Consider the following 21,321-nt stretch of genomic DNA (forward strand, 5'->3'; position numbering starts at 1 on the left):
AATTTAACTCATTGACGTTTAAAAAATGGAGGGAATAGATTATGAAGTTTTTTATTGATACTGCAAATCTTGAGGACATAAAAAAAGCATATAAACTTGGAGTTTTAGCTGGTGTTACAACGAATCCTTCTTTAGTAGCAAAAGAGGGCATTAAGTTTGAAGACCGTATTGCAGAAATTTGTCAGGCAGTGCCTAAAGTTGAATCTGTTTCGGCAGAAGTAACTCCAGATGCTGTGACAGCTGAAGAAATGATTGCTCAAGCAGAAGAGCTGATTAAGATTAACGGCGGCGATGAGAAAGTTACAATAAAACTTCCGATGACGCTAGCGGGATTAGAAGCTTGTCGCTATCTTACTGAAAAAGGTGTGAAAACGAACGTTACCCTTATTTTCACTGTGAATCAAGCTCTTTTAGCTGCTAGGGCAGGTGCAACGTATGTTTCTCCATTTTTAGGACGTTTAGATGATATTTCTGAAGATGGCGTATTATTAGTTGCTAAAATTGCTGAATTATTCGATGTTCACCAATTAGATACACAAATTATTGCGGCTTCTGTTAGACATCCAGATCATGTAACTCGTGTAGCGATGGCAGGTGCTCACATTGCAACAATTCCTTATAAAGTAATTGAACAACTTGCTATGCACCCATTAACAGATCAAGGTATTGAGAAGTTTGCTGCGGATTGGGCGAAAGCTCCTAAATTATAATGCATAAAAGTGAGAGGGCTTGCTGAAAATTGCTTTTTATGAGAGGACAAATCCTAAGTAACTTCATCGTTTAAACTGGATCCCGAGTTTGTAGTCTTACTATGTGAAAACAGCAAGAGAAGAAAGTGTCATTCACTTTTGAAGAAGGAAAATTTGCTTACGCGTAGCGTTTATCACAATAACATTACAATTATGAAAGAGAAATCCCCTTATCAGAGAGAGTAGGTAACATGTATCTCTGGTAAGGGAGATTCTTTTTATATAAATTATTATGTTGTGAAGATAAGTTGTATTTCGATATATAAATTCTTACTCAAGAAAGAACTATATAGGTTCTTTTAATTATATAGAAATTTGAAAGGGTTTACATAAAGGGGTGGAATTGCGTATGAATATGTACCTTTTAATGATTACATTATTATCAATTGTAATTGTTATTTTAGGGGTATCGTGGTGGAGATGGCATGCGTTTATTAGTTTAACGATTGCAAGTTTGTTTTTAGCAATTATGTCTGGAATGCCAATGGATAAAATAGTGAGTGCTTATGAAACGGGAGTCGGAAGTGTTCTCGGACATTTAGTAGGTATTTTAGTACTAGGTACAATATTAGGGAAAATGATGGCAGAGTCAGGTGCTGGAATGCAAGTGGCAGAGTTTTTTATTAAATCTTTTGGGATAAAAAACTTACCATGGGCGATGTTAATTGCAGGTTTTATTATTGGAATTCCAGTGTTTTTTGAAGTAGGCATTTTAATATTACTACCATTAGTAATTTCAATTCATAAAACAACGAAACAAAATATTTTATTGATAGCATTACCAGCAATTGCTGGGTTATCTGTCGTACACGGCCTTGTTCCTCCGCATCCAGGGGCAATCGTTGCAATTGGTATTTATAAAGCGAACCTTGGGAAGGTACTATTGTATTCACTCATTATTACATTTTTTGCAGCGATTATTGCAGGTCCTATATTCGCTCAATGGATTCACAAACGTGTAATTCCTGAAAATGAGCCAGAATTGATACGTGTAAATACAAAATCAACGAAATTACCAGGAATAGGAGTTTCATTTTTAGTTATATTGTTACCTGTTCTGTTAATGGTTTTAGCTGCAGCAGCTCCTTATGTTCCACTTTCTACTACTTTGATGAAGATTGTCACATTAATTGGTAGTCCTATCATTGCATTATTGATTGCATGTTTTGCAGCGTTTTATTTTCTTGGATTTCGTCAAGGTATCGATAAAAAGGCGATTAAGAAGGTAACAGAAGATAGCTTATTACCAATTGGTTCAATTGTTGCGATTATTGGTGCTGGCGGCGGATTTAAGCAAATTCTTATCGATAGTGGCGTAGGGAATGCTATTGCTCAAATGTCTGAGCATTTAGCTCTATCTCCAATTGTATTAGCGTTTATGGTAGCTGGATTAATTCGAATTGCGACAGGGTCAGCGACAGTCGCTTTAACAACAGCAGCGGGCATCGTTTCACCAATCGTCGAAAATGCGGCAGGTGTGAATTTAGAATTGCTCGTCATTGCAACAGGTGCAGGAGCATTAATGTTTTCACACGTAAACGATGCTGGGTTCTGGATGGTAAAAGAATACTTAGGTTTAACAGTGAAAGAAACATTTAAAACATGGACAGTATTAGAAACATTACTTTCATTTATCGCTTTTGGAGGCGTTTTACTACTCGATATGTTTGTTTAAAATAGGGTTGTTTCTATTTAGATAAATGCAGCATACAACGTTATCAATAGATAAAAGGAATGTATTTTTATGGTGGTATACTGTAGCAATTTTTTGTTAGGAGGAAGAAATGGTGGACACAAAATATATGATTGGTGTAGACATTGGGACAACTAGTACAAAATCAGTTCTATTTTCTATTGATGGATCTGTTATTGCAAGTCATGGAATAGAATATCCTTTATATTATCCTACACCTGAAACAGCAGAACAAGACCCAGAAGAAATTTTTCATGCAGTAATACATACGATTAAAGAAACTGTACGATCAAGTAGTGTACAGCCGAATGATATTCTTTGTGTTTCTTTTAGTTCGGCAATGCATAGTATCATTGCTGTAGATGAGAAGGGAAAACCGTTAACGAGATGTATCACTTGGGCAGATAATAGAAGTGCAAGCTGGGCAGAGAAAATAAAGAATGATATGAATGGTCATGAAATTTATTTGCGTACTGGGACACCAATTCATCCGATGTCACCACTTTCGAAATTAGTTTGGTTACAGAATGAGCAGGCAGAATTGTTCGCAAAAAGTTATAAATTTATTTCTATTAAAGAGTATGTTTTTTATAAGTTATATAAGGAGTATGTAATTGATTACTCTATAGCATCAGCGACAGGAATGTTCAATTTGAAATCTTTAAAATGGGATGAAGAGGCTTTACATGTAGCGGGCATTACAGATGAAAAGCTTTCTAAACTTGTTCCAACGACGCACAGCTTAATAGGGTTAGATGAAGAACTTGCAAAAGAGATGAATGTACTTGTTTCTACTCCTTTTATAGTAGGAGCGAGTGACGGTGTACTATCTAACTTAGGTGTAAATGCAATAGATCCTGGTGTTGTGGCTGTTACAATTGGTACAAGCGGTGCAATACGTGCTGTAACAAATCGTCCTGTAACAGATCCAAAAGGTAGAATTTTTTGTTACGCCTTAACTGAAGACCATTGGGTAATTGGTGGACCGGTTAATAACGGTGGTATGATTTTCAGGTGGGCTCGTGATCAATTAGGCACTTCAGAGATTGAGCTTGCGAAACGTTTAGGAAAAGATCCATATGAAGTGCTTACTGAAATAGCAGCAAAAGTGAGTCCGGGGTCCGACGGTTTATTATTTCACCCGTATTTAGCAGGAGAAAGAGCTCCTTTATGGAATGCAAATGCGCGAGGATCTTTCTTTGGACTTGGATTGCATCATAAGAAAGAACATCTTATCCGTGCTGTGTTAGAAGGAGTAATTTATAATTTATACACCGTTCTTCTTGCTTTAAAAGAGCTAATTGGTGAACCGAAAAAAATTCAAGCGACAGGTGGTTTTGCAAGATCGGAACTTTGGAGACAGATGATGGCGGATATTTTTCATCAAGATGTATATGTTCCGGAAAGTTTCGAAAGCTCTTGCTTAGGAGCTGCAATCCTCGGTTTATATAGTTTAGGTGAAGTAGATACGTTACATGTAGTTTCTGAAATGGTAGGTGCGAATTTCCACCATGAACCAAACATGGAAAGTGTGGAAAAATATAAAGATTTAACACCAATTTATATTCGTCTGTCCCGTCAATTGGAAGAAGAATATGAAAGTATAACAGCGTATCAAAAAAAGTGGGTTTAAAGGCTATTTAGCAGAGAAATATGGTAACGTATAAAGAAGTACTCCAATTTTTTAGGATACTCTTTCAACATAAAATATGTTAAGAAGTATGATGAATAAAAAATTTAGGGAGAGAGGGTTATGAAAATGACGGATAACAAAGAGTTTATTGGATATGTTGGAACATACACGAAAGAAAATAGTGAAGGAATATATAAGTTTACGTTAGACACGGAAGCAAAGAAAATTAGTAATGTAACACTTGCGGCCAAGTTGGATAACCCTACATATGTAACGATTAATCGAAATAATGAATATCTCTACTCTGTTGTTAAGGAAGGCGAATCTGGCGGTGTAGCTGCTTATTCGATTGATAGTAAAACGGGAGAGCTAACGGAACAAAACAGACAAGTAGTGGAAGGGGCTTCTCCTTGTCATGTGAGTGTTGATAGTAGAAATCGTACGGTAGTTACAGCGAATTACCATAAAGGAACGATCGAGTCTTTTGAAGTGAATGAAGAAGATGGAACTGTAAATCCTGCCACATCTATTATGGCACATGAAGGTTCAGGTCCGAACAAAGAAAGACAAGAAAAACCACATGCACATTATGCGGGATATACTCCTGATGAAAAGTATGCAGTGGGTGTTGATTTAGGGATTGATAAAATAATTACGTATGAAATAAAAAATAGTGCATTACAAGAAGTGAATAGCTTGTCTGTAAATCCAGGAAGTGGTCCGAGACATATTACATTTCATCCGAATGGAAAATATGCGTATGTGATGACGGAGCTTAGTTCAGAGGTTATTGTGTTAACATATAATCCAGCAGAAGGAACATTTACAGAATTACAGTATATTTCTACCGTTCCTGGAGCATTTGATGAAAATAATCAAGGAAGTGCGATTCATATTTCTTCTGATGGCCGCTTTGTATATGCAGGTAATCGCGGCCATAATAGTATTGCTGTTTTCAGCGTAGATGAAAATTCAGGTGAGCTTACATTTGTTGCACATACATCTACAGAAGGAAATTGGCCAAGAGACTTTGTATTAGATCCTACTGAAAAGTTTCTTGTTGCTTCAAATGAAAAGTCGCATAATCTTGTGCTATTTTCAAGAGATGAAACGACAGGGAAGCTAACTCTTTTACAATCTGATGTTGTTGTGCCGGAGCCTGTTTGTGTGAAGTTTTTGAATGTTTAAGTTGTGTTGAATCTGAATGGGTATAGAGATGTCGTTATTTGTCGGTAAGTCGATATTCTTTGTCGAAACGTCGATATATTAAAATAATCGTTGATATAATTGAAGTTGTGTTCGATATATTTGAAAAATCGTTGATATAATTTCATATGCCTAAAAAAAGCAAAGCGATATCGCTTTGCTTTTATTGTTTCTTTTTCGGTCTGCGTACTAACTCGCCGCCGCAGTTTGGGCAAACGTTATGTCTTTCTTCTGTACATGGTGCGCAAAATGTACATTCATATACGCAAATGTATGCTTCAGAATCTTGTTCCAATGATTGATCGCAAATTTGACAGTTCGTTTTCATTTGTAGTGCCATAGTAGGTCTCCTTTTAGTTAGAATATTTATAATTTAATTATAATTCATCGGATAGAAGTTGTCTTTTTCAATTGAAAGGAAATCGAATGATAAAGTTATGATTTGAAATGAAAGAAGCTCGTTTATTTTTAAATTGATTATTTAATAAGGTTGGAATATTATGAAATAGTCAAAAGACAACAGGGGGTATACATTTTGACTAATCATAACGATCATTTAAAAGCAAACTGCGAAAAATGCTTCGGTTTATGTTGCGTGGCATTACCGTTCGCAGCGTCAGTAGATTTTGCAGTGAATAAAGATGGCGGGAAACCATGTGCCAATTTACAATCAGATTTTAAATGTAGTATACATAAAAATCTTCGTGGAAAAGGTTATAAAGGTTGTACAGTATTTGAATGTTTTGGCGCTGGGCAGAAAATTTCTCAAGTTACATTTAACGGGGTAGATTGGCGGAAAGATGCGAAGCATGCGAGAAAAATGTATGATGCTTTTCCAGTTATGCATCAGCTACATGAAATGCTTTGGTATTTAAATGAGGCTATTTTATTGAAGGCGGCACAATCAATCCATAAAGAATTAAGTAAAGCAATTGAAGAGACGGAGCGACTTTCGAATTTACATGCGGACGAGTTAATGAAAGTAAATATCCCATTACATCGTGCAGAAGTGAATATTTTACTTTTAGAAACGAGTGAGCTAGTTTGGAAGGAAATGAATACTGCGCGTAAGAAACGAATCATTCACCGCGGAGCAGATCTTATGGGAGCAAATTTGAAGAAGAAAGATTTGCAAGGAGCGAATTTAAGAGGAGCTTACTTAATTGCGGCTAACTTAAATGGAGCAAATTTAAGAGGAGCAGATCTTATCGGAGCAGATTTACGAGATGCAGATATTCGCGGGACTGATTTTACAAATAGTATTTTTCTGACGCAAGTTCAAGTTAATGCGGCGAGAGGGGACAAACATACGAAATTACCGAAATTATTGTCCCGTCCGTCGCATTGGGGTGCGTAAAGAATGAGGAGTAATTAGTGTGGATATATTTCAGTATTTAGAAGAGATGCAAGAAGATGTTTTTTCGTTAGCAGTAGAGCAAATAGAAGGGAAGTATTATGATATTTGTTGCATGTTAGCGTCTAAGGGTTATGCAGAGAGAATTAAAGCAATTCATTTAGGAGCATATGAGGAAAGTATTCGACTAGCATTGGATGAAGCTATACAAATCGCTACTAGTGAAGAGGCAAAAGCAATTTATTTTGAATATGATCTTGGTAATGAATGGGATAGTCATTTTTATATTTGTGAAGAGTATTTTTCGCTGGAAGAAGAGGATGATGATTGGGCTTCTGAATGGACATATGAGGTTGAAGGACCGAAGTCTATAGAATTAGCAGATGTATATGCTAAGAATGGCTTTGATATAAATGAAAAGGCAATGGGTATAAATTTGTATTTAATTGCTAGAACGGTATGTAGTTTTATGAATGTGTGTAGTGAAGTGCAAAGGAATATACCGATTTGTATTGGTTTTCACGACCAAGATCCAATTATACGAACAGGCAGAGATTAAGTATCTCTGCCTGTTTTTTATTTCTTTTCAAAAGTAGTAATAAAAACACTACATATAATAAGAATACCGCCAATAAAAAAGTTACTATTTAATGTTTCATTTAATAAGAGCCAACCAAGTAATGACCCAACGATAGGCTGAAAGAAGAAAAATAAGGAACCGATACTAGCGTCCATTAATTCTAATCCTTTATTCCAAAGGAAAAAGGCACCTGCTGTTGAGACGATTCCTAAATAAAGTACGCCTAATACCACATACATGTTCATATGTTCAATAGGGTTTGATTGAAATTCCCATACCATAAAAGGTGTAATAAAAAAGAGTGAAAAGAATATAGCGTACGTTGTAATCACTAAAGATGAAAATTGAGCTGAAGCAATTTTTACATAAATAGATAGTAAAGCCCACGTAATAGCTGCCCCAACTAATATGATTGTACCGATAAAATAGGAGCCAATTTCAATATCCCATCCGATTACGATAATGACACCGATTGTCGCTATGATGGTAGATAGTAATCTACGAGCGGTTAGTTTTTCTTTTAAAATGATCGTTGCAAATATAACCATAAATGCAGGTGTAGCTGATGTTACTAAAGATCCTGTATGAGCGTCGGATAATTTTGTTCCGATAAATTGACAAGTGATCGAAATGAAATATCCGATAAATCCAATCCAAGCGAATAGGAGCCAATCTTTTTTGTGAATGGTTACTGTTTTCTTTTGTTTTTTCTCAGCTGTTTTTAAAATCATATATAAAACAACAAAAGCAATGATAAAGCGTAGCCAAACGAGTGTTAGTGGTGGAATAAAGTCGAGTACATATTTGCTAACAACATACATACCGCCCCATATACTAGCTGCTAGCGATAAGCATATAGCTCCTAAAATTGTTTGTCTCATGTAAAGTACCTCCGTCTATTTTTAGGGTATGATGAGTCCCTAAGACGAGGCATAGTGCACGTGTTATATGAATGCCCGTCTTAGTTTATAGACGGCCTACTGGTTGATCGTTTTCGAATGAAGTGTTGTAGTACATGTGTATTCCTCCTTCTTAAGTTATAATGATATTATAACTTAATTTTCTGATTATTGGAGGTTGTTATGAAATATATCGTGATAAAATCACATGTGAGCAATTATCCTGATCCAATTCGCTTAGAAGAGGGGGATGTAGTGAAAATGATAGAGAGTTACGATGGTCCTGAAAATTGGGAAAACTGGATGTTTTGTCACGAAGAGAAATATGACCGGAAAGGATGGGTTCCGGAGCAAATTATAATGAAAAATACAACTGATGTAGGAATCATTACGAAACAATATACTGCCAAAGAATTAAATGTAAGTATTGGAGAAAGATTGATTGGATTAGAAGAATTGAATGGCTGGGTTTGGTGTGAAAAAACAGGTGGTGAGGATGGCTGGGTACCGAAGGAAAACTTACAAAAATATTAGTAATACTATTTGGTTATTAATATAGGAAACATATTTTTAGTTTATGAGTATATTGGTTGTAGGATGAAAAATAGATTAATAGAGAAAGAGGAGATTATTATAACTACAACCGTTATTTCTCATTTTTATAACGAAGAGTATTTATTACCGTGGTGGCTTGCTCATCATACGAAACTGTTTGATCATGGCATTTTAATTAATAAAGGTTCAACAGATCGTTCCGTTGAAATTTGTAAAAAGTTCGCGCCGCACTGGGAAGTACGAGATTCTGCAAATCCAGAATTTGATGCATTAGCGACAGATCATGAAGTAATGAGGGTGGAACAAGAAGTAAAGGGATGGAAAATGATTTTAAATACGACCGAGTTTCTTTGTGTGCAAGATAAAAATCAATTTTGGAATTCACTTCATGAATTGGGAGGAAGGATGTATTGGCTGGAAGGGCTTGTTATGGTCGATGATCCTAACTACAATTATCCGGAACTTAACTTTGGTATACCTTTAATGAAGCAGCGATTTCACGGTTATTTACCAGAAGAATGGCCGTTATGGAGAAGAGGTAGATTTATTCATAATCATGAACACGGAAGTTATACGGTTGGAAGACATTTATCTGCGCATGAATCTATGATTTATCCGCCTCTTGCTTGTATATTATGGTTTGGGTTTAGCCCATGGAACGATGCGATGAGAAAGAGGAAATTACAAATTGGTCCGACCCTTTCTGAAGCTAGTAAGGATCGGGGGATGGGTACACACCATATTATTACGCCGGAAAGATTAGAAGAATGGTATAAGGAATTAGCAAGAGGGACGAAGGATTTACGTTTTAGTGATGCGTACCGTTATGCTTTTGTATAAATGATTCCCACCATGAAATTGTTTCTTCGATTCCTGTATTTAGATCGTATGTCGGTTTCCAGTTTACTTCAGTTTTTAAACGCTCTACATGAACGCCGACAAATAAAGGTTCATCTTTAGAGAAAGGGATTGCACCCAGTTTAATTAAATGCTCTTTTCCTATCTTTGTCCCAATGATAGATGCTAATTCTTTAATTTGTACAGATTGACCAGAAGCGATATTGATTGTGCCTGTAACGTCGTGTTCTAATATCGTTACGAGAGCATGAGCGACGTCGCTCACATGGAGGAAATCTCTTGATTGTTTTCCATGTGTACATAGTGCTTCCTCATTTTTTAATAAAGAAGTGATAATGTTAGAAACGAGCCGATTCCCCTGTTCGTGAGGGCCATACATATGAAAAATACGGCCCCAACACATGCTGAGGCCTGATTGCTCAGCGTACGTTTGTAGCCAGGAGTGTAGTGCGTTTTTACATAATGAATACGGTGTTTTATAGGAAAGAAGCGGTGAATCTTCAAATAGTACGCCGTTAAACCATTCATACTCTGCGCCGGTGCCGGCAACAACGACTCGCTTTCCGCCGCATGTTGTGAAGTGTTGAATCAATGAGATGCTGGATGTAAGCCAATAGTAATTATGAATGGATACATAACACGCTGGAGGCACTGCTTCCCAAGCTAAATGAATGAGATGACTAGGCTTCATGTCGTAAATGAGTTTTTTTACTTCTTCATCGCAAAGTAAGTTGACTTTATGCCAATGGCAAGAAAGATGGGAAGGCCTATTTGTATTGTAAGTGGCGTGCACTTCATAGCCCTTTTGAATAAGAGAATGTACAACATATTTACCAATCCATCCGCTACCGCCTGTTACAAGGATTTTTTTCATGGCTCAATTACCTCAACTTCTGGTATTGTTACTAAAAATTTGCCGCCCCATTCACGAATGAAAGAGCATTCTTTCATAATTTCATCTTTCAAATTCCAAGGGAGTATGAGAATGTAATCAGGTTTTGTACGCTTAATTTCTTCTGGAGATTTTATTGGAATGCGTGTTCCTGGTAGTAGGAGATTTTGTTTATGAGGGTTTTTATCTACTGTATAAGCTAGAAATTCTTTTCCTATCCCGCAATAATTTAAAAGGGTGTTTCCTTTAGCTGGGGCACCGTAACCGATAATTTGTTTGTTTAAAGCTTTCGCTTCTATAAAAAACTGTAAAATACTTATTTTCAATTGTTCGATGCGTTTAGAAAAAAGGAGATAACAATCTAATGTATTTAGCCCGTGATCTACTTCTTTTTGGATTAATTTTGTAACACTAGAATGGATAGTTGATTCGTCACTAAGATGTTTTACAAAAATACGTAAGGAACCACCGTGCGTTGCAAGTTCTTCTACATCGACAATTTGTAAATGATGGTGAGCTAAAACTTTTTGCAGGCTTATAAGTGAGAAATAGGAGAAGTGTTCATGGTAGATCGTATCAAACTGTTTAAAGGATATGAGATTTAATAAGTGCGGGAATTCAATTGTTATTGTTCCGTCTTGTTTTAATAACGTTTTTAAACCTGCCACAAAATCATGTAAGTTCGGAACGTGTGCTAATACGTTATTAGCGATGATTAAATCTGCTTGCGGTAATTTTTTTGCTAAGTCGTTGCTGAAAAAATTCACTTCAGTAGGAATTCCTTTTTGGATAGCGATTTCTGCTACATTTTTTGCTGGTTCAATTCCTAACGTTTCGATATGTTCTTTTTGAAAATATTGTAATAAGTACCCGTCGTTACTCGCGATTTCAACAACCTTTGAATGTTTCTTTAAGTGGAAGCGCTTAATCGCCATTTCTACATATTGTTTAGCATGCAGTAGCCAGCTTGATGAGTAAGAGCTAAAGTATAAATAGTCATGAAAAATATTGTGTGGAGATTCAAATTCATCTAATTGTACGAGTAAACAAGAGTGACAAACAAATGTGTGCAATGGATAAAATGGTTCCATTTTATATGAGTTTTCTGGAGAAACAAATGAGTTAGCGAGAGGAGAAACACCTAAATCTAAAAAAGTGTTTGTGAGTAATGAGTGGCAAAAACGGCATTTTTTCTGTTCCATTTTATAGCCCCCTTATAAATTTTTGAATGCATCGATTTGTTGTCGCGTGAAAGATTCGATATTTTCACCAGATGCATATTTTTTGTACCAATCAACAGTCCAAGCGATAGCCTTATCTGTTGATAACTTAGGAGTCCAGCCGAGTTTGTTTACTGCTTTTGTACTGTCGAGTGTTAAAACAGGCGATTCATAAGGAGTGTTTGTAGAGGGGGAAGTGATTGTTAGTTGTTTATTCCATAATTTTATTACAGATTGAATGACATCATGAACGGTTCTGTTAGGTTCGTTCAACGGGCCGAAATTCCATGCTTCTGCATATTCAGCGTCTGTCCAAAGTTTTTCAGCTAAAAGGATATAGCCGTGTAAAGGATCTAATACGTGTTGCCACGGGCGAATAGCGTTTTTGTTTCTAATCGTTAATGTACCATCTTGTAAATATGCACGAATGACATCTGGGAATAATCGGTCTTCTGCCCAATCACCACCACCGATGACGTTACCTGCTCTTACTGAGGCGAGTTTCTGTGTATTAGTGCGGAAGAATGACTTTTGAAAGGATGTTGCCACTAGTTCAGCGCAAGCCTTACTAGCGCTATAAGGGTCGAAACCGCCTAGCCGGTCACTTTCCACGAATGCCCGGTTACCGCTTCCGTTATTTTCATAACATTTATCACTTGTAACATTAATGATGCCACGTATACTTTCTATATGTTTTGCCGCCTCTAATACGTGGACAGTTCCTAAAACATTCGTTTTAAATGTTTCGATAGGATTTTTATATGAAGTGGTGACGATTGGCTGGGCAGCTAAATGAAATAGTATGTCAGGGTTATGATGTTTTAGGGCGTGTAATAAAGAATCGTAATCTGTAATGTCGCCTTTAATTGTTATGCACTCTTTTGCTACGTTACATTGTTCAAAAAGATTAGGAATCGATGGGGGATGAGAAGAAAAGCCAACTACTTCTGCACCTAAAGAAGTTAAGAAAAGGGTGAGCCAAGAGCCTTTAAATCCAGTATGTCCCGTAATAAATACTTTTTTCTTATTCCAAAAAGATGAAGAAGCCATATTACCAAACCTTCCACGGAGCGTTATTACTTTCCCATAGCTCGACTAATTTATTTTTATCGCGCAATGTATCCATCGGATGCCAAAAACCAGTATGTTGATATGCTGATAGTTCGTTTTTGTTTACTAACTGAACTAAAGTGTCTGTTTCAAAAACAGACTTATCTCCACTAATGTAATTGAAAACTTCAGGGTTTAAAACGAAAAATCCACCGTTAACCCATCCGCCATCCCCGAGTGGCTTCTCTTGAAAAGATGTTACAGACTGTTTATCTAATATGAGAGAACCGAATCTACCAGGAGGTTGTACGGCGGTAACAGTTGCCATTTTTCCATGTTTTTTATGAAATGCAATAAGTTCTTTTATATTTACGTTACTTAATCCATCGCCATAAGTGAGGCAGAAAGGTTCGTTTCCAACAAAATTTTGAATCTTTTTCACTCGTCCTCCCGTTTCTGTATTTACACCAGTATCGATTAGTGTAACTTTCCACGGTTCTACACGATGAGAATGGCTAGTAATTGTATTATCCTTTAAATGTATTGTGAAATCGGACATGTGTAAGTTGTAATTTAGAAAGAATTCTTTAATTGCATATCCTTTATAGCCTAAACAAATAATAAATTCAGTAATACCGTAATGGCTATACAAACTCATAATGTGCCATAAAATAGGTTTTGTTCCAATTTCAATCATAGGTTTCGGTTTTAAATGTGTTTCTTCCCCAATCCTTGTCCCGTATCCACCAGCAAGAATAACAGCTTTCATTTTTTCCTCCTAAAATAAAAAATATAATATATACAGTATTCATATTTGTATGCAAATGGTTTTGTTTTTGACTAAGTGCGTAAAAATGTGTGGAGCATGATGATGTGAGAAATATTAAGGTTTAAATTTAGGGAATAATTGTTGATACTCAGGGTGATTACGTAGATCCTGTGTTGCATTAGTTAATATTAAAAATCGAGCTTCGAGTTCTTCAGAGGACCGACCATATTGTTTTTGAAGTCCCATTCGAACGCCCTTTTTTGAAAGGGTGGGTGTAATTTGTAATTTTCTTGCCTTTGTATGTTCGTTCCAAGGGCTAAAATAAAATTTGAAAATGAATGAAGGAGAGTTATAAACGATAGGTTGGTGCCGAGTAAAATGTCTGCCTGGTAAATATGCACCATCAAGATGGTTGTGTATAAATCTCCAGGCACAGCCGATTTCTGGTTTATAAGGAAAGAGCCCGTGATATCGTTGTTCTACTAAAGGAATGGAGTATCTTAGTTTTGAATAATTGTAATCATGCTTGTCAATCATGACAATCATTCTAATCGCATACATATTTTGGCCTAACGTATGAAGTGATGAGAAAAATTCTTCTACATTATTACAACAAAGAAATTCTGTAGTATTTAATACCATCTTCCAACCTGAAACTTCTCTTTCAATTTCCATTACTTCAATGTCAGTATTAGTGGGATCGAATTCAAGGAATCTTGAATCTCGTACTTCCCAGTGGGGAGCAAATAATTTGCAAATTTCAACTGAACGATCTGTAGAACCTCTATTAATTAAAATACCGTGATCGAATATTTTCGTGTGATGCATAAGCCACCATGGAAGTAGGTATTCTTCATTATAAAAATGAGAAATGAGTGTCTTTCTCATGTTAATCATCTCCTATACAAGCAATCATTATTAATAGGATATGTTTTTTAATAAGAAAGGTTAAAAGTTGCAGACAATGTGGTGATGAAGTAATAGTTTAGTAATTTTCTTGTATAAGTGTAGATTACTTGTATGGAATAATAATAGGGCGGATCTTGGAATTTTGTATAAATTATGAATAGTAAACCGTCACGTTTGACTGTACAGTTTATGTGTTGTATGATGTTAGTAATATAAACAAGGGGGGAAGATCGTTGGGAAGGTGTATCGAATCGGACAGTTGGCTCTCATGGCTCACGTGTCGAAACGAACGATTGATTATTATACGAATCTAGGTATCTTAAAAGCGGAGCGATCTCAATCTAATTATCGCTATTACGACGAAACAGCATTTGAAACATTACAATTTATTGAGAAGTGCAAAGAAATGCATATGCCGCTTTGTGAGATTAAAGAGAAAATCGAGGAGAAGAAGAAGCTGCTCGGTATCAATGAACACGTTTCGAAACAAGTGAATGAAGTGACAGACCATATTCATCGATTAGAAGCAGAGTTAACAGAGTTAAAGCCGCTTTTAGATGGATTGACTGATTCACAACGTGAAAAAATATCGAAATCTTTATCAGGTCAAACGACAGCTTTAATACAGACACTTGCTCTATTACTATAGAAAAAGTGAAATCCGACCTCTTTAATTTTTGTATCGGGCTATGTTTTCTAAGAAACAAATAAGAAAACATTATAGTATACAGGAGGTGGACACCTTAGTTTTTTAACTAAGGGGATTCATTGGAAATATTTAATTTAGTCATGGTTGCGATTTTAATCGCATTTACTGGATTTTTCGTAGCAGCTGAGTTTGCGATTGTAAAAGTACGTTCAAGTCGTATTGATCAGCTTGTTGCAGAAGGAAAACGCGGTGCTTTAGCAGCGAAAAAAGTAACAACAAATTTAGATGAATATTTATCTGCTTGTCAATTAGGTATTACAGTTACAGCTATGGGATTAGGTTGGTTAGGTGAACCGACAATTGAAAAGTTATTACACCCGTTATTTGAGAAATGGAACTTAAATCCTTCTATTTCATCAGTATTAACATTTGGTCTTGCTTTTATGATTATGACGTATTTACACGTTGTAGTAGGAGAATTAGCTCCAAAAACGATGGCAATTCAAAAGGCTGAAAGGGTAACGTTATTATTGGCGGGTCCATTAATGATGTTCTATAAAGTGATGTATCCATTTATTTGGGTATTGAACGGTTCAGCGCGTGTTGTAACTGGCTTATTCGGTTTAAAACCAGCTTCAGAACATGAAGTAGCTCATACAGAGGAAGAATTACGCCTTATCCTTTCAGATAGCTATGAAAGTGGCGAAATTAATCAGGCTGAATACAAGTATGTAAATAACATTTTTGAATTTGATAATCGTATTGCAAAAGAGATTATGGTACCGCGAACAGAAATCATTGGTTTCTATCTGGAAGATTCAGTAGAAGAACACATGAAAGTAATCCAAAATGAGCGATACACACGTTATCCGATTTTTGGAGAAGATAAAGATGATATTATCGGTATGGTCAACGTAAAAGATTTCTTTATTCGATATATGACCGAGGATCAAAAAGATTTATCATCAATTCGCTCGTATATGCGTCCGATTATTGAAGTGATGGAAACGACTCCAATTCACGATTTACTACTTCAAATGCAGAAGAAGCGAATTCCGATGGCTGTTTTATATGATGAGTACGGAGGAACAGCTGGAATTGTAACGCTTGAAGATATCTTGGAGGAAATCGTCGGCGAAATTCGTGATGAATATGATGAAGATGAAGCACCACCAATTCAACATGTGAACGAGCAACATATCATTGTTGATGGAAAAGTGCTTATCTCAGAAGTGAAAGATTTATTTGGATTACACATTGAAGAAGATGATGTGGATACAATCGGTGGATGGATTATGATGCAAAATCATGAAATCGAAGAAGGACAACACGTTGAGGCGGAAGGTTATGAATTTAAAGTGTTAGAAAAAGACGCTTACCAAATTAAACGTGTTGAAATTCGTAAGATGGAAGAGGAACAAGAAGAAGAGAAAGCAGCAACTGTGTAAGTTGCTGCTTTTCTTCTAAAGTACAAAAAATGAGAACTTAGGAGCGGATATTTTGATTCAAGCAGCCTTACGCGTATATCGATTACAATTGTATGTGATCTTTAGTGGTTTACTACTTATGTGGACGATTACTCCGTTTGGAAAACAAGTAACAGGGTTTGGTATCGGATTAGCTGTAAGTGCATATTGCCTTTGGTTATTAGCTCGCAGAGTAGAGAAACTCGGGAAAAGTATTGTAATGAAGGAAAAGGCTCCAGGATTAGGAGTTCTAAACCGATTTGCAGCTGCCATTTTAGGAGCTATCATCATGTATGAAATTGAACATGAAATGGAAATGTGGGCATTCGGTACAGGCATTTTAGGTGGTCACTTTTTAATGATTGCGAATTTAGCTTATGCAAATATGCAGGTAGTGAAAGAAGAAGAGAAGAAAAGGGAACATACTTCGAAAAACATAGAGCTATGATGAGAGGGACCTAATGGGGTTCCTTTTTATTTTAGTGAAATGATACAAGTAACCAAATTAACGACAAATATAATACGCTTCTTTTTTGCGTTTTTCAATAGTATGAAAAATAATAAAAAAAAATTTAAAAACCCATCGATTTCTAAAGGTTATGTATGTTATCATGACAAAAGACTTTTTGAAAGAGGTGGATACCAATGTTACAAGCGCTACTTATTTTTGTGCTTCAAATTATTTACGTTCCCATTTTAACAATTCGTACGATTTTGCTTGTAAAGAATCAAACAAGATCCGCTGCTGGCGTAGGATTGTTAGAAGGAGCTATTTACATTGTCAGTTTAGGTATTGTGTTTCAAGATTTATCAAATTGGATGAACATCGTTGCCTATGTCATTGGCTTTAGTGCGGGACTGTTATTAGGCGGTTATATAGAGAATAAATTAGCAATTGGTTATATTACGTATCAAGTTAGTTTACTAGACCGTTGTAATGAATTAGTAGATGAATTACGTCACTCTGGATTTGGCGTTACTGTATTTGAAGGCGAAGGTATTAATTCGATACGTTATCGCTTAGATATCGTTGCAAAGCGTTCTAGAGAAAAAGAACTGTTAGAAATTATTAATGAAATTGCACCGAAAGCCTTTATGTCTTCTTATGAAATCCGTTCATTTAAAGGTGGATATTTAACGAAGGCGATGAAGAAAAGAGCGTTAATGAAGAAGAAAGATGAACACGCATCGTAAAAAAGAGGAGTAGTGGTGCTTTAAAAGCGCAGTATAAGTCCAAATGTAAAAGAGAGGAATCTATTTTGATATAGATTCCTCTCTTTTTTTATAAATAGTGTTTATTAGTTAATTAAAAGACTAAGTCGTAAAGTTATTTTTTCTACTCATCCTCAAATTAATAATTAGCCATATAACTTGAAAAAATACCGGTATGATAAACGCGATTAATAAAACGATAAGTGATATGGATTTAATTTCAGGTGTTTGAATAATACCAGCACCATCAACATCTCGTAGCCAAATAATAGCGGCCCATATTCCAAAAACGATAATCCAAAATAGGTTACCAATCCACCAAGAAATCCATCGTTTTTTCATGTTAACACCCCTTACATTTCTCCACTGTTAAAAGTATATTTTCGTTCGTTACATTTATAATGAAAAGACTATAAAATTAGTTGTTATTAACTGTATATCTAACCTGTTTAAAGGTTACCATTTCGCCATCTTTATCATCATCTTCATTCTGTAAAAGTTGAACTCGTGGTTTGTAGTCTGTCCGATGAGCATCCTTGATACCTGTAATATCAAGCTTGTAAGGTTCACCATTCTTTATTTTTTGTTCGAATACTTTTGTATTGGCAACATAAATAAAAGTTACTTTATTTTCATCAATGCCTTCAGTCTTAATTTCTAATTCATTATCTTTTGTTGTAATCGTTGGTGTTAATAATTCCATACTGCCGTTTCCGGTTTCTAAAGAATGTTCTACTATAGTTGAACATCCAGATAATATGATTGCGGTGAATAGCAGAACCATTAATTTCTTTTTCATAACATCCCCCAACTTCAAATGATTTTTGATTTTGGCATTGCTAGACTGCTAGTGTTTTATGTAAACGTTTAGTGAGGATTCCTTTCGATTGTACCATAATATGTAAAATAATAACAGGTTGTATATCCAATTTAAGGGGGATTGAAAGTTTACTTATTGCCGTAAATTAGTATTTTTACAGTAGGTATATATCTTCTTTAGGAAATCCTTTTTCATATTTAAAATATGTAATGAAATAAAACCAATAAGTCCTATTCCACCGAAAATAAGCCATGGTGTATACATTCCGCTTAAATTGGCTGTAAAAGATGTACCGGTATAATTACCGATGATAAAACCAAATGCGAGTGATAGTTGATAAAATCCGAAGTAAGTAGCTGTATAGGATTCATTACTGTAATTTGCAATAGCGATATCAGCGTTAGGTAATACGAGTGTTTCACCGATTGTAAATAAAATTACACAAATAAATAGCCAATATGGGTGCTGGAATAAAGGGATGAGTAAAAAGGAAATGCCCATGAATAAAATACCGTATTTAATAATCGACAGCGTGTTGTATTTGTGAAAGAGTTTTCGGAATAACACCATAAATATGACGCCTGTTATTGCATTTATCGTAATGACTAATGTAGCAAGCTGATTGCTATTACTAATGCTTTTCATATGAAGTGGAAGTGCGACAGTAAGCTGAGTAAACATAATATAGAAGAAGATCATGATAAATGAAAATAGAAGGAAAGACTTGTTTTGTAAGATAGTCTGTATTCCTAATGCAATAGACGTACTTTCAGTAGTGACTTGGAAGTGGTTTTTAAGTAAGTAAAAGATTAAAGCAAATACCAGCATAAGAGATCCTGTTAGAGAGAAAGCATAGATTGGATTGAGTAAGAGTAAGAACCCTCCTGCAATTGGTCCGATTATTGCACCGCAATTAAAGCTAAGGTTTAAATATGTAAATAAATTTTTTCGCAAATGAGCTGGCTGTGAGCCAAATATAGCGCGCGCAGCAGGTTCGTAAAATGCAGTTCCGAAGCCAATAAGTGCAGAAGAAATAGAAACTGTATAGAAATCAGAGCATATTCCTAAAGCGATAAATCCGATTCCTCTTAAAAATAATCCGGCTATCATCATAATGATATAGCCTATTTTGTCAGCAATTAAACCTGAGAATAAAGGGATAACCCGTGATGTAATTATTATAACTGTCAACACTGTTCCGACTTGAAAAGTTGAAAAATGAAGAAAGCTTAATAGATAAATAGCTAAAAATGCGTATACTGCAAAATAACCAAAAGACATAAAAAATGAAGAAATAAGCATGAAACGTATCGGTGTTGAGAAACTTTTCATAGAAATCCCCCTAATTATGTAACCATCAAAATAATTTAATGGTTAACTATTTTATATTATAATTATACATAAAGTCAGAAAAAAGTAAATTTTAAGAAGAAGGTGGATGGAATTGAATCAAAATGCACCACATGAACTAGAATATATTCGGGAATTTTTAAATACATGGAAAATACCAAACGATACGAGAGAGCCAATTGACTTGCTACAAACAGAAGAGGATATAAAGCTTTTTATGAAAGAATATTTTCATGAAGAGTTTCCATTTCATACGATAGAGGAATTAAAAAGTTTTCGAGAAGATATTCGGGCGGCAATTGAAGGTGAAGGATCATTGCAAAAGTGGTTAGAGAAATATCCATTTCATGTACATGTAATGGAAGATATGAAAGGTATTACGTATGAACCAATACACGAAGAAACTGTATATACAAAAGTATTAAGCATTGTTTTAATAGCAGTTCAAGAAAATTTATGGGGGAGGTTAAAAGCATGTCCAGATTGCCGCTGGGTATTTTATGACAATTCACGAAATGGAAGTAAAAGATGGTGCGGTATGTATGCTGGAGAAGAAGGAGGAAGAGCGTGCGGTACGATTGCGAAAGTGAAAAATTATCGAGCGAAAAGAAAAGGAAGATCGGGTTATAATGTGTAATTTAAATTAGGGGAAGAAAATGGAGTGGGGGAATGTAGAATATGAAGGGTACACAAATGTTAGCTTTAAATAAAAAGTGTTGGGACACAGTTGCACCTTATTTCTTTCAAGTAGATTGTTTGCCGAAATATGGTCCGTATACAGCGTCTGAAGAGGAGATTCATTTGTTCGATTCAATTAGAAATAAAAAGGTTCTTGATATTGGTTGTGGAAGTGGGCATTCGCTGCAATATATGGCAGAGCATGGGGCGGAAGAGTTATGGGGTCTTGATCTTTCCAGTGAACAAATTAAAACAGCGAATGAAACGTTAAAGAGTTGGAATCCAAAGCTAGTATGCGGAGCAATGGAAGAAGAAGGAGATATTCCGAAAGGGTATTTTGATATTGTATATTCCATTTACGCATTAGGTTGGACTTCGGATTTAAGAAAAACGTTGGAATTGATTTATTCGTATGTAAAGCCAGGAGGAAGCTTTGTTTTTAGCTGGGAGCATCCCGTATATTCAAACTTAATGTATGGAACAGAGGAGATTGCTTTAAGTTCGTCTTATCATGAAGAAACTCCTATTACGTTTGAAACATTTAAAGGGGAGGATGTACAAGCAACATTATATAAAAGAAAAATGAGTACATACATAAATGAGTTAAATAGAGCGGGATTTACAATTGAGAGGATTGAAGAGCCTGAACCAGCTAGTACATTTGCTGAAGAAATAGCTGAACCTTCTACGAAGTATTATTCTTTATATAAAGCTAGGATGGTGCCAACTACTTTTATTGTGAAGGCGAGAAAGTAGGTAGTGTTATATGAAGGGGGAGG

General features: G+C 35.6%; 24 protein-coding genes. 14 read left to right on the top strand and 10 right to left on the bottom strand.

Annotated features, from left to right (window positions below; all coding sequences use genetic code 11):
* Nucleotides 1-41: 41 nt before the first annotated feature.
* The 4 genes from fsa to ACTFRS_RS01580 all read left to right on the top strand — a co-directional run bounded on the left by fsa (nucleotide 42) and on the right by ACTFRS_RS01580 (nucleotide 5,263).
* Nucleotides 42-710, top strand: a complete 669-nt coding sequence (fsa, locus tag ACTFRS_RS01565; RefSeq protein WP_000667676.1) for a fructose-6-phosphate aldolase — start codon at nucleotides 42-44, stop codon at nucleotides 708-710.
* Between the two features lie 388 nt (nucleotides 711-1,098).
* Entirely contained in the window at nucleotides 1,099-2,424 is a 1,326-nt protein-coding gene (gene gntP, locus ACTFRS_RS01570) for a gluconate permease GntP (RefSeq protein WP_440024428.1), read from the top strand.
* A 109-nt stretch (nucleotides 2,425-2,533) separates the two neighbouring features.
* Complete coding sequence (gene gntK, locus ACTFRS_RS01575; protein ID WP_440024426.1) at nucleotides 2,534-4,075, top strand: gluconokinase; 1,542 nt, start codon at nucleotides 2,534-2,536, stop codon at nucleotides 4,073-4,075.
* A gap of 126 nt (nucleotides 4,076-4,201) precedes the next feature.
* On the top strand, nucleotides 4,202-5,263 hold the full coding sequence (locus tag ACTFRS_RS01580; RefSeq protein WP_440024617.1) for a lactonase family protein: 1,062 nt from the start codon (nucleotides 4,202-4,204) through the stop codon (nucleotides 5,261-5,263).
* 181 nt (nucleotides 5,264-5,444) lie between these two features.
* On the opposite strand, the gene ACTFRS_RS01585 is transcribed toward ACTFRS_RS01580, so the two are convergent.
* A complete protein-coding gene (locus ACTFRS_RS01585; RefSeq protein WP_001207874.1) occupies nucleotides 5,445-5,621 on the bottom strand; it encodes a DUF1272 domain-containing protein in 177 nt (58 codons plus the stop codon).
* A gap of 195 nt (nucleotides 5,622-5,816) precedes the next feature.
* Here ACTFRS_RS01585 and ACTFRS_RS01590 point away from each other — a divergent pair, with 195 nt between their 5' ends.
* Together ACTFRS_RS01590 and ACTFRS_RS01595 are read left to right on the top strand one after the other, a co-directional pair.
* Nucleotides 5,817-6,638, top strand: a complete 822-nt coding sequence (locus ACTFRS_RS01590; protein ID WP_139866187.1) for a pentapeptide repeat-containing protein — start codon at nucleotides 5,817-5,819, stop codon at nucleotides 6,636-6,638.
* A gap of 19 nt (nucleotides 6,639-6,657) precedes the next feature.
* Nucleotides 6,658-7,194, top strand: coding sequence for a hypothetical protein (locus ACTFRS_RS01595; protein WP_242294961.1), 537 nt, complete (start codon nucleotides 6,658-6,660; stop codon nucleotides 7,192-7,194).
* A 17-nt stretch (nucleotides 7,195-7,211) separates the two neighbouring features.
* Here the strand turns inward: ACTFRS_RS01595 and ACTFRS_RS01600 are convergent, their stop codons facing one another.
* On the bottom strand, nucleotides 7,212-8,096 hold the full coding sequence (locus ACTFRS_RS01600) for a DMT family transporter (protein ID WP_242294962.1): 885 nt from the start codon (nucleotides 8,094-8,096) through the stop codon (nucleotides 7,212-7,214).
* A 201-nt stretch (nucleotides 8,097-8,297) separates the two neighbouring features.
* Between ACTFRS_RS01600 and ACTFRS_RS01605 the strand changes: the two genes are divergently transcribed.
* Both ACTFRS_RS01605 and ACTFRS_RS01610 read left to right on the top strand, forming a co-directional pair.
* The gene (locus tag ACTFRS_RS01605) at nucleotides 8,298-8,648 is read left to right on the top strand and encodes an SH3 domain-containing protein (RefSeq protein ID WP_000875278.1); all 351 of its coding nucleotides are present in this window, start codon (nucleotides 8,298-8,300) and stop codon (nucleotides 8,646-8,648) included.
* Between the two features lie 63 nt (nucleotides 8,649-8,711).
* Entirely contained in the window at nucleotides 8,712-9,509 is a 798-nt protein-coding gene (locus ACTFRS_RS01610) for a glycosyltransferase family 2 protein (protein WP_139866184.1), read from the top strand.
* Here the strand turns inward: ACTFRS_RS01610 and ACTFRS_RS01615 are convergent.
* The 5 genes from ACTFRS_RS01615 to ACTFRS_RS01635 form a co-directional block, all read right to left on the bottom strand.
* Entirely contained in the window at nucleotides 9,478-10,401 is a 924-nt protein-coding gene (locus ACTFRS_RS01615) for an NAD-dependent epimerase/dehydratase family protein (protein ID WP_440024423.1), read from the bottom strand. The two genes, ACTFRS_RS01610 and ACTFRS_RS01615, sit on opposite strands and share 32 nt — an antisense overlap.
* Complete coding sequence (locus tag ACTFRS_RS01620; protein ID WP_242294964.1) at nucleotides 10,398-11,621, bottom strand: class I SAM-dependent methyltransferase; 1,224 nt, start codon at nucleotides 11,619-11,621, stop codon at nucleotides 10,398-10,400. Before ACTFRS_RS01620 ends, ACTFRS_RS01615 begins: the two co-directional genes overlap by 4 nt.
* Before the next feature lie 12 nt (nucleotides 11,622-11,633).
* Nucleotides 11,634-12,689: a CDP-glucose 4,6-dehydratase gene (gene rfbG / locus ACTFRS_RS01625; protein ID WP_139866181.1), complete on the bottom strand. Its 1,056-nt coding sequence runs from the start codon at nucleotides 12,687-12,689 to the stop codon at nucleotides 11,634-11,636.
* Between the two features lies 1 nt (nucleotide 12,690).
* A complete protein-coding gene (rfbF, locus tag ACTFRS_RS01630; protein WP_139866180.1) occupies nucleotides 12,691-13,458 on the bottom strand; it encodes a glucose-1-phosphate cytidylyltransferase in 768 nt (255 codons plus the stop codon).
* A 114-nt stretch (nucleotides 13,459-13,572) separates the two neighbouring features.
* Nucleotides 13,573-14,346 (bottom strand): glycosyltransferase family 2 protein, encoded by a 774-nt coding sequence (locus ACTFRS_RS01635; RefSeq protein ID WP_139866179.1) that lies wholly within the window; start codon nucleotides 14,344-14,346, stop codon nucleotides 13,573-13,575.
* Between the two features lie 262 nt (nucleotides 14,347-14,608).
* On the opposite strand from ACTFRS_RS01635, the gene ACTFRS_RS01640 reads away from it, so the two are divergent.
* From ACTFRS_RS01640 to ACTFRS_RS01655, 4 genes are all read left to right on the top strand, one after another.
* Nucleotides 14,609-15,016 (top strand): MerR family transcriptional regulator, encoded by a 408-nt coding sequence (locus ACTFRS_RS01640; RefSeq protein WP_000285637.1) that lies wholly within the window; start codon nucleotides 14,609-14,611, stop codon nucleotides 15,014-15,016.
* A gap of 119 nt (nucleotides 15,017-15,135) precedes the next feature.
* The gene (locus tag ACTFRS_RS01645) at nucleotides 15,136-16,464 is read left to right on the top strand and encodes a hemolysin family protein (RefSeq protein WP_000402269.1); all 1,329 of its coding nucleotides are present in this window, start codon (nucleotides 15,136-15,138) and stop codon (nucleotides 16,462-16,464) included.
* Between the two features lie 52 nt (nucleotides 16,465-16,516).
* Nucleotides 16,517-16,930: an ATP synthase subunit I gene (locus ACTFRS_RS01650; protein WP_139866178.1), complete on the top strand. Its 414-nt coding sequence runs from the start codon at nucleotides 16,517-16,519 to the stop codon at nucleotides 16,928-16,930.
* A gap of 197 nt (nucleotides 16,931-17,127) precedes the next feature.
* Nucleotides 17,128-17,676, top strand: a complete 549-nt coding sequence (locus ACTFRS_RS01655) for a DUF2179 domain-containing protein (RefSeq protein ID WP_000938438.1) — start codon at nucleotides 17,128-17,130, stop codon at nucleotides 17,674-17,676.
* A gap of 120 nt (nucleotides 17,677-17,796) precedes the next feature.
* Here the strand turns inward: ACTFRS_RS01655 and ACTFRS_RS01660 are convergent, their stop codons facing one another.
* The 3 genes from ACTFRS_RS01660 to ACTFRS_RS01670 form a co-directional block, all read right to left on the bottom strand.
* Nucleotides 17,797-18,036 carry a DUF3923 family protein gene (locus tag ACTFRS_RS01660; protein ID WP_139866177.1) on the bottom strand — a complete coding sequence of 80 codons (240 nt, stop codon included), beginning with the start codon at nucleotides 18,034-18,036 and terminating at the stop codon, nucleotides 17,797-17,799.
* Between the two features lie 76 nt (nucleotides 18,037-18,112).
* A complete protein-coding gene (locus tag ACTFRS_RS01665) occupies nucleotides 18,113-18,493 on the bottom strand; it encodes a hypothetical protein (protein ID WP_139866176.1) in 381 nt (126 codons plus the stop codon).
* Between the two features lie 153 nt (nucleotides 18,494-18,646).
* Nucleotides 18,647-19,846 (bottom strand): MDR family MFS transporter, encoded by a 1,200-nt coding sequence (locus ACTFRS_RS01670; RefSeq protein WP_440024420.1) that lies wholly within the window; start codon nucleotides 19,844-19,846, stop codon nucleotides 18,647-18,649.
* A 112-nt stretch (nucleotides 19,847-19,958) separates the two neighbouring features.
* Between ACTFRS_RS01670 and ACTFRS_RS01675 the strand changes: the two genes are divergently transcribed.
* Both ACTFRS_RS01675 and ACTFRS_RS01680 read left to right on the top strand, forming a co-directional pair.
* Nucleotides 19,959-20,501 (top strand): CGNR zinc finger domain-containing protein, encoded by a 543-nt coding sequence (locus ACTFRS_RS01675; protein WP_139866174.1) that lies wholly within the window; start codon nucleotides 19,959-19,961, stop codon nucleotides 20,499-20,501.
* A gap of 41 nt (nucleotides 20,502-20,542) precedes the next feature.
* Nucleotides 20,543-21,298, top strand: a complete 756-nt coding sequence (locus ACTFRS_RS01680) for a class I SAM-dependent methyltransferase (RefSeq protein WP_440024418.1) — start codon at nucleotides 20,543-20,545, stop codon at nucleotides 21,296-21,298.
* The last annotated feature ends 23 nt before the right edge of the window (nucleotides 21,299-21,321 follow it).

Origin of the sequence: Bacillus cereus group sp. MYBK139-1 (genome assembly GCF_051916915.1) — a bacterium.
In the GTDB taxonomy this organism is placed as follows: Bacteria; Bacillota; Bacilli; order Bacillales; family Bacillaceae_G; genus Bacillus_A; species Bacillus_A pacificus.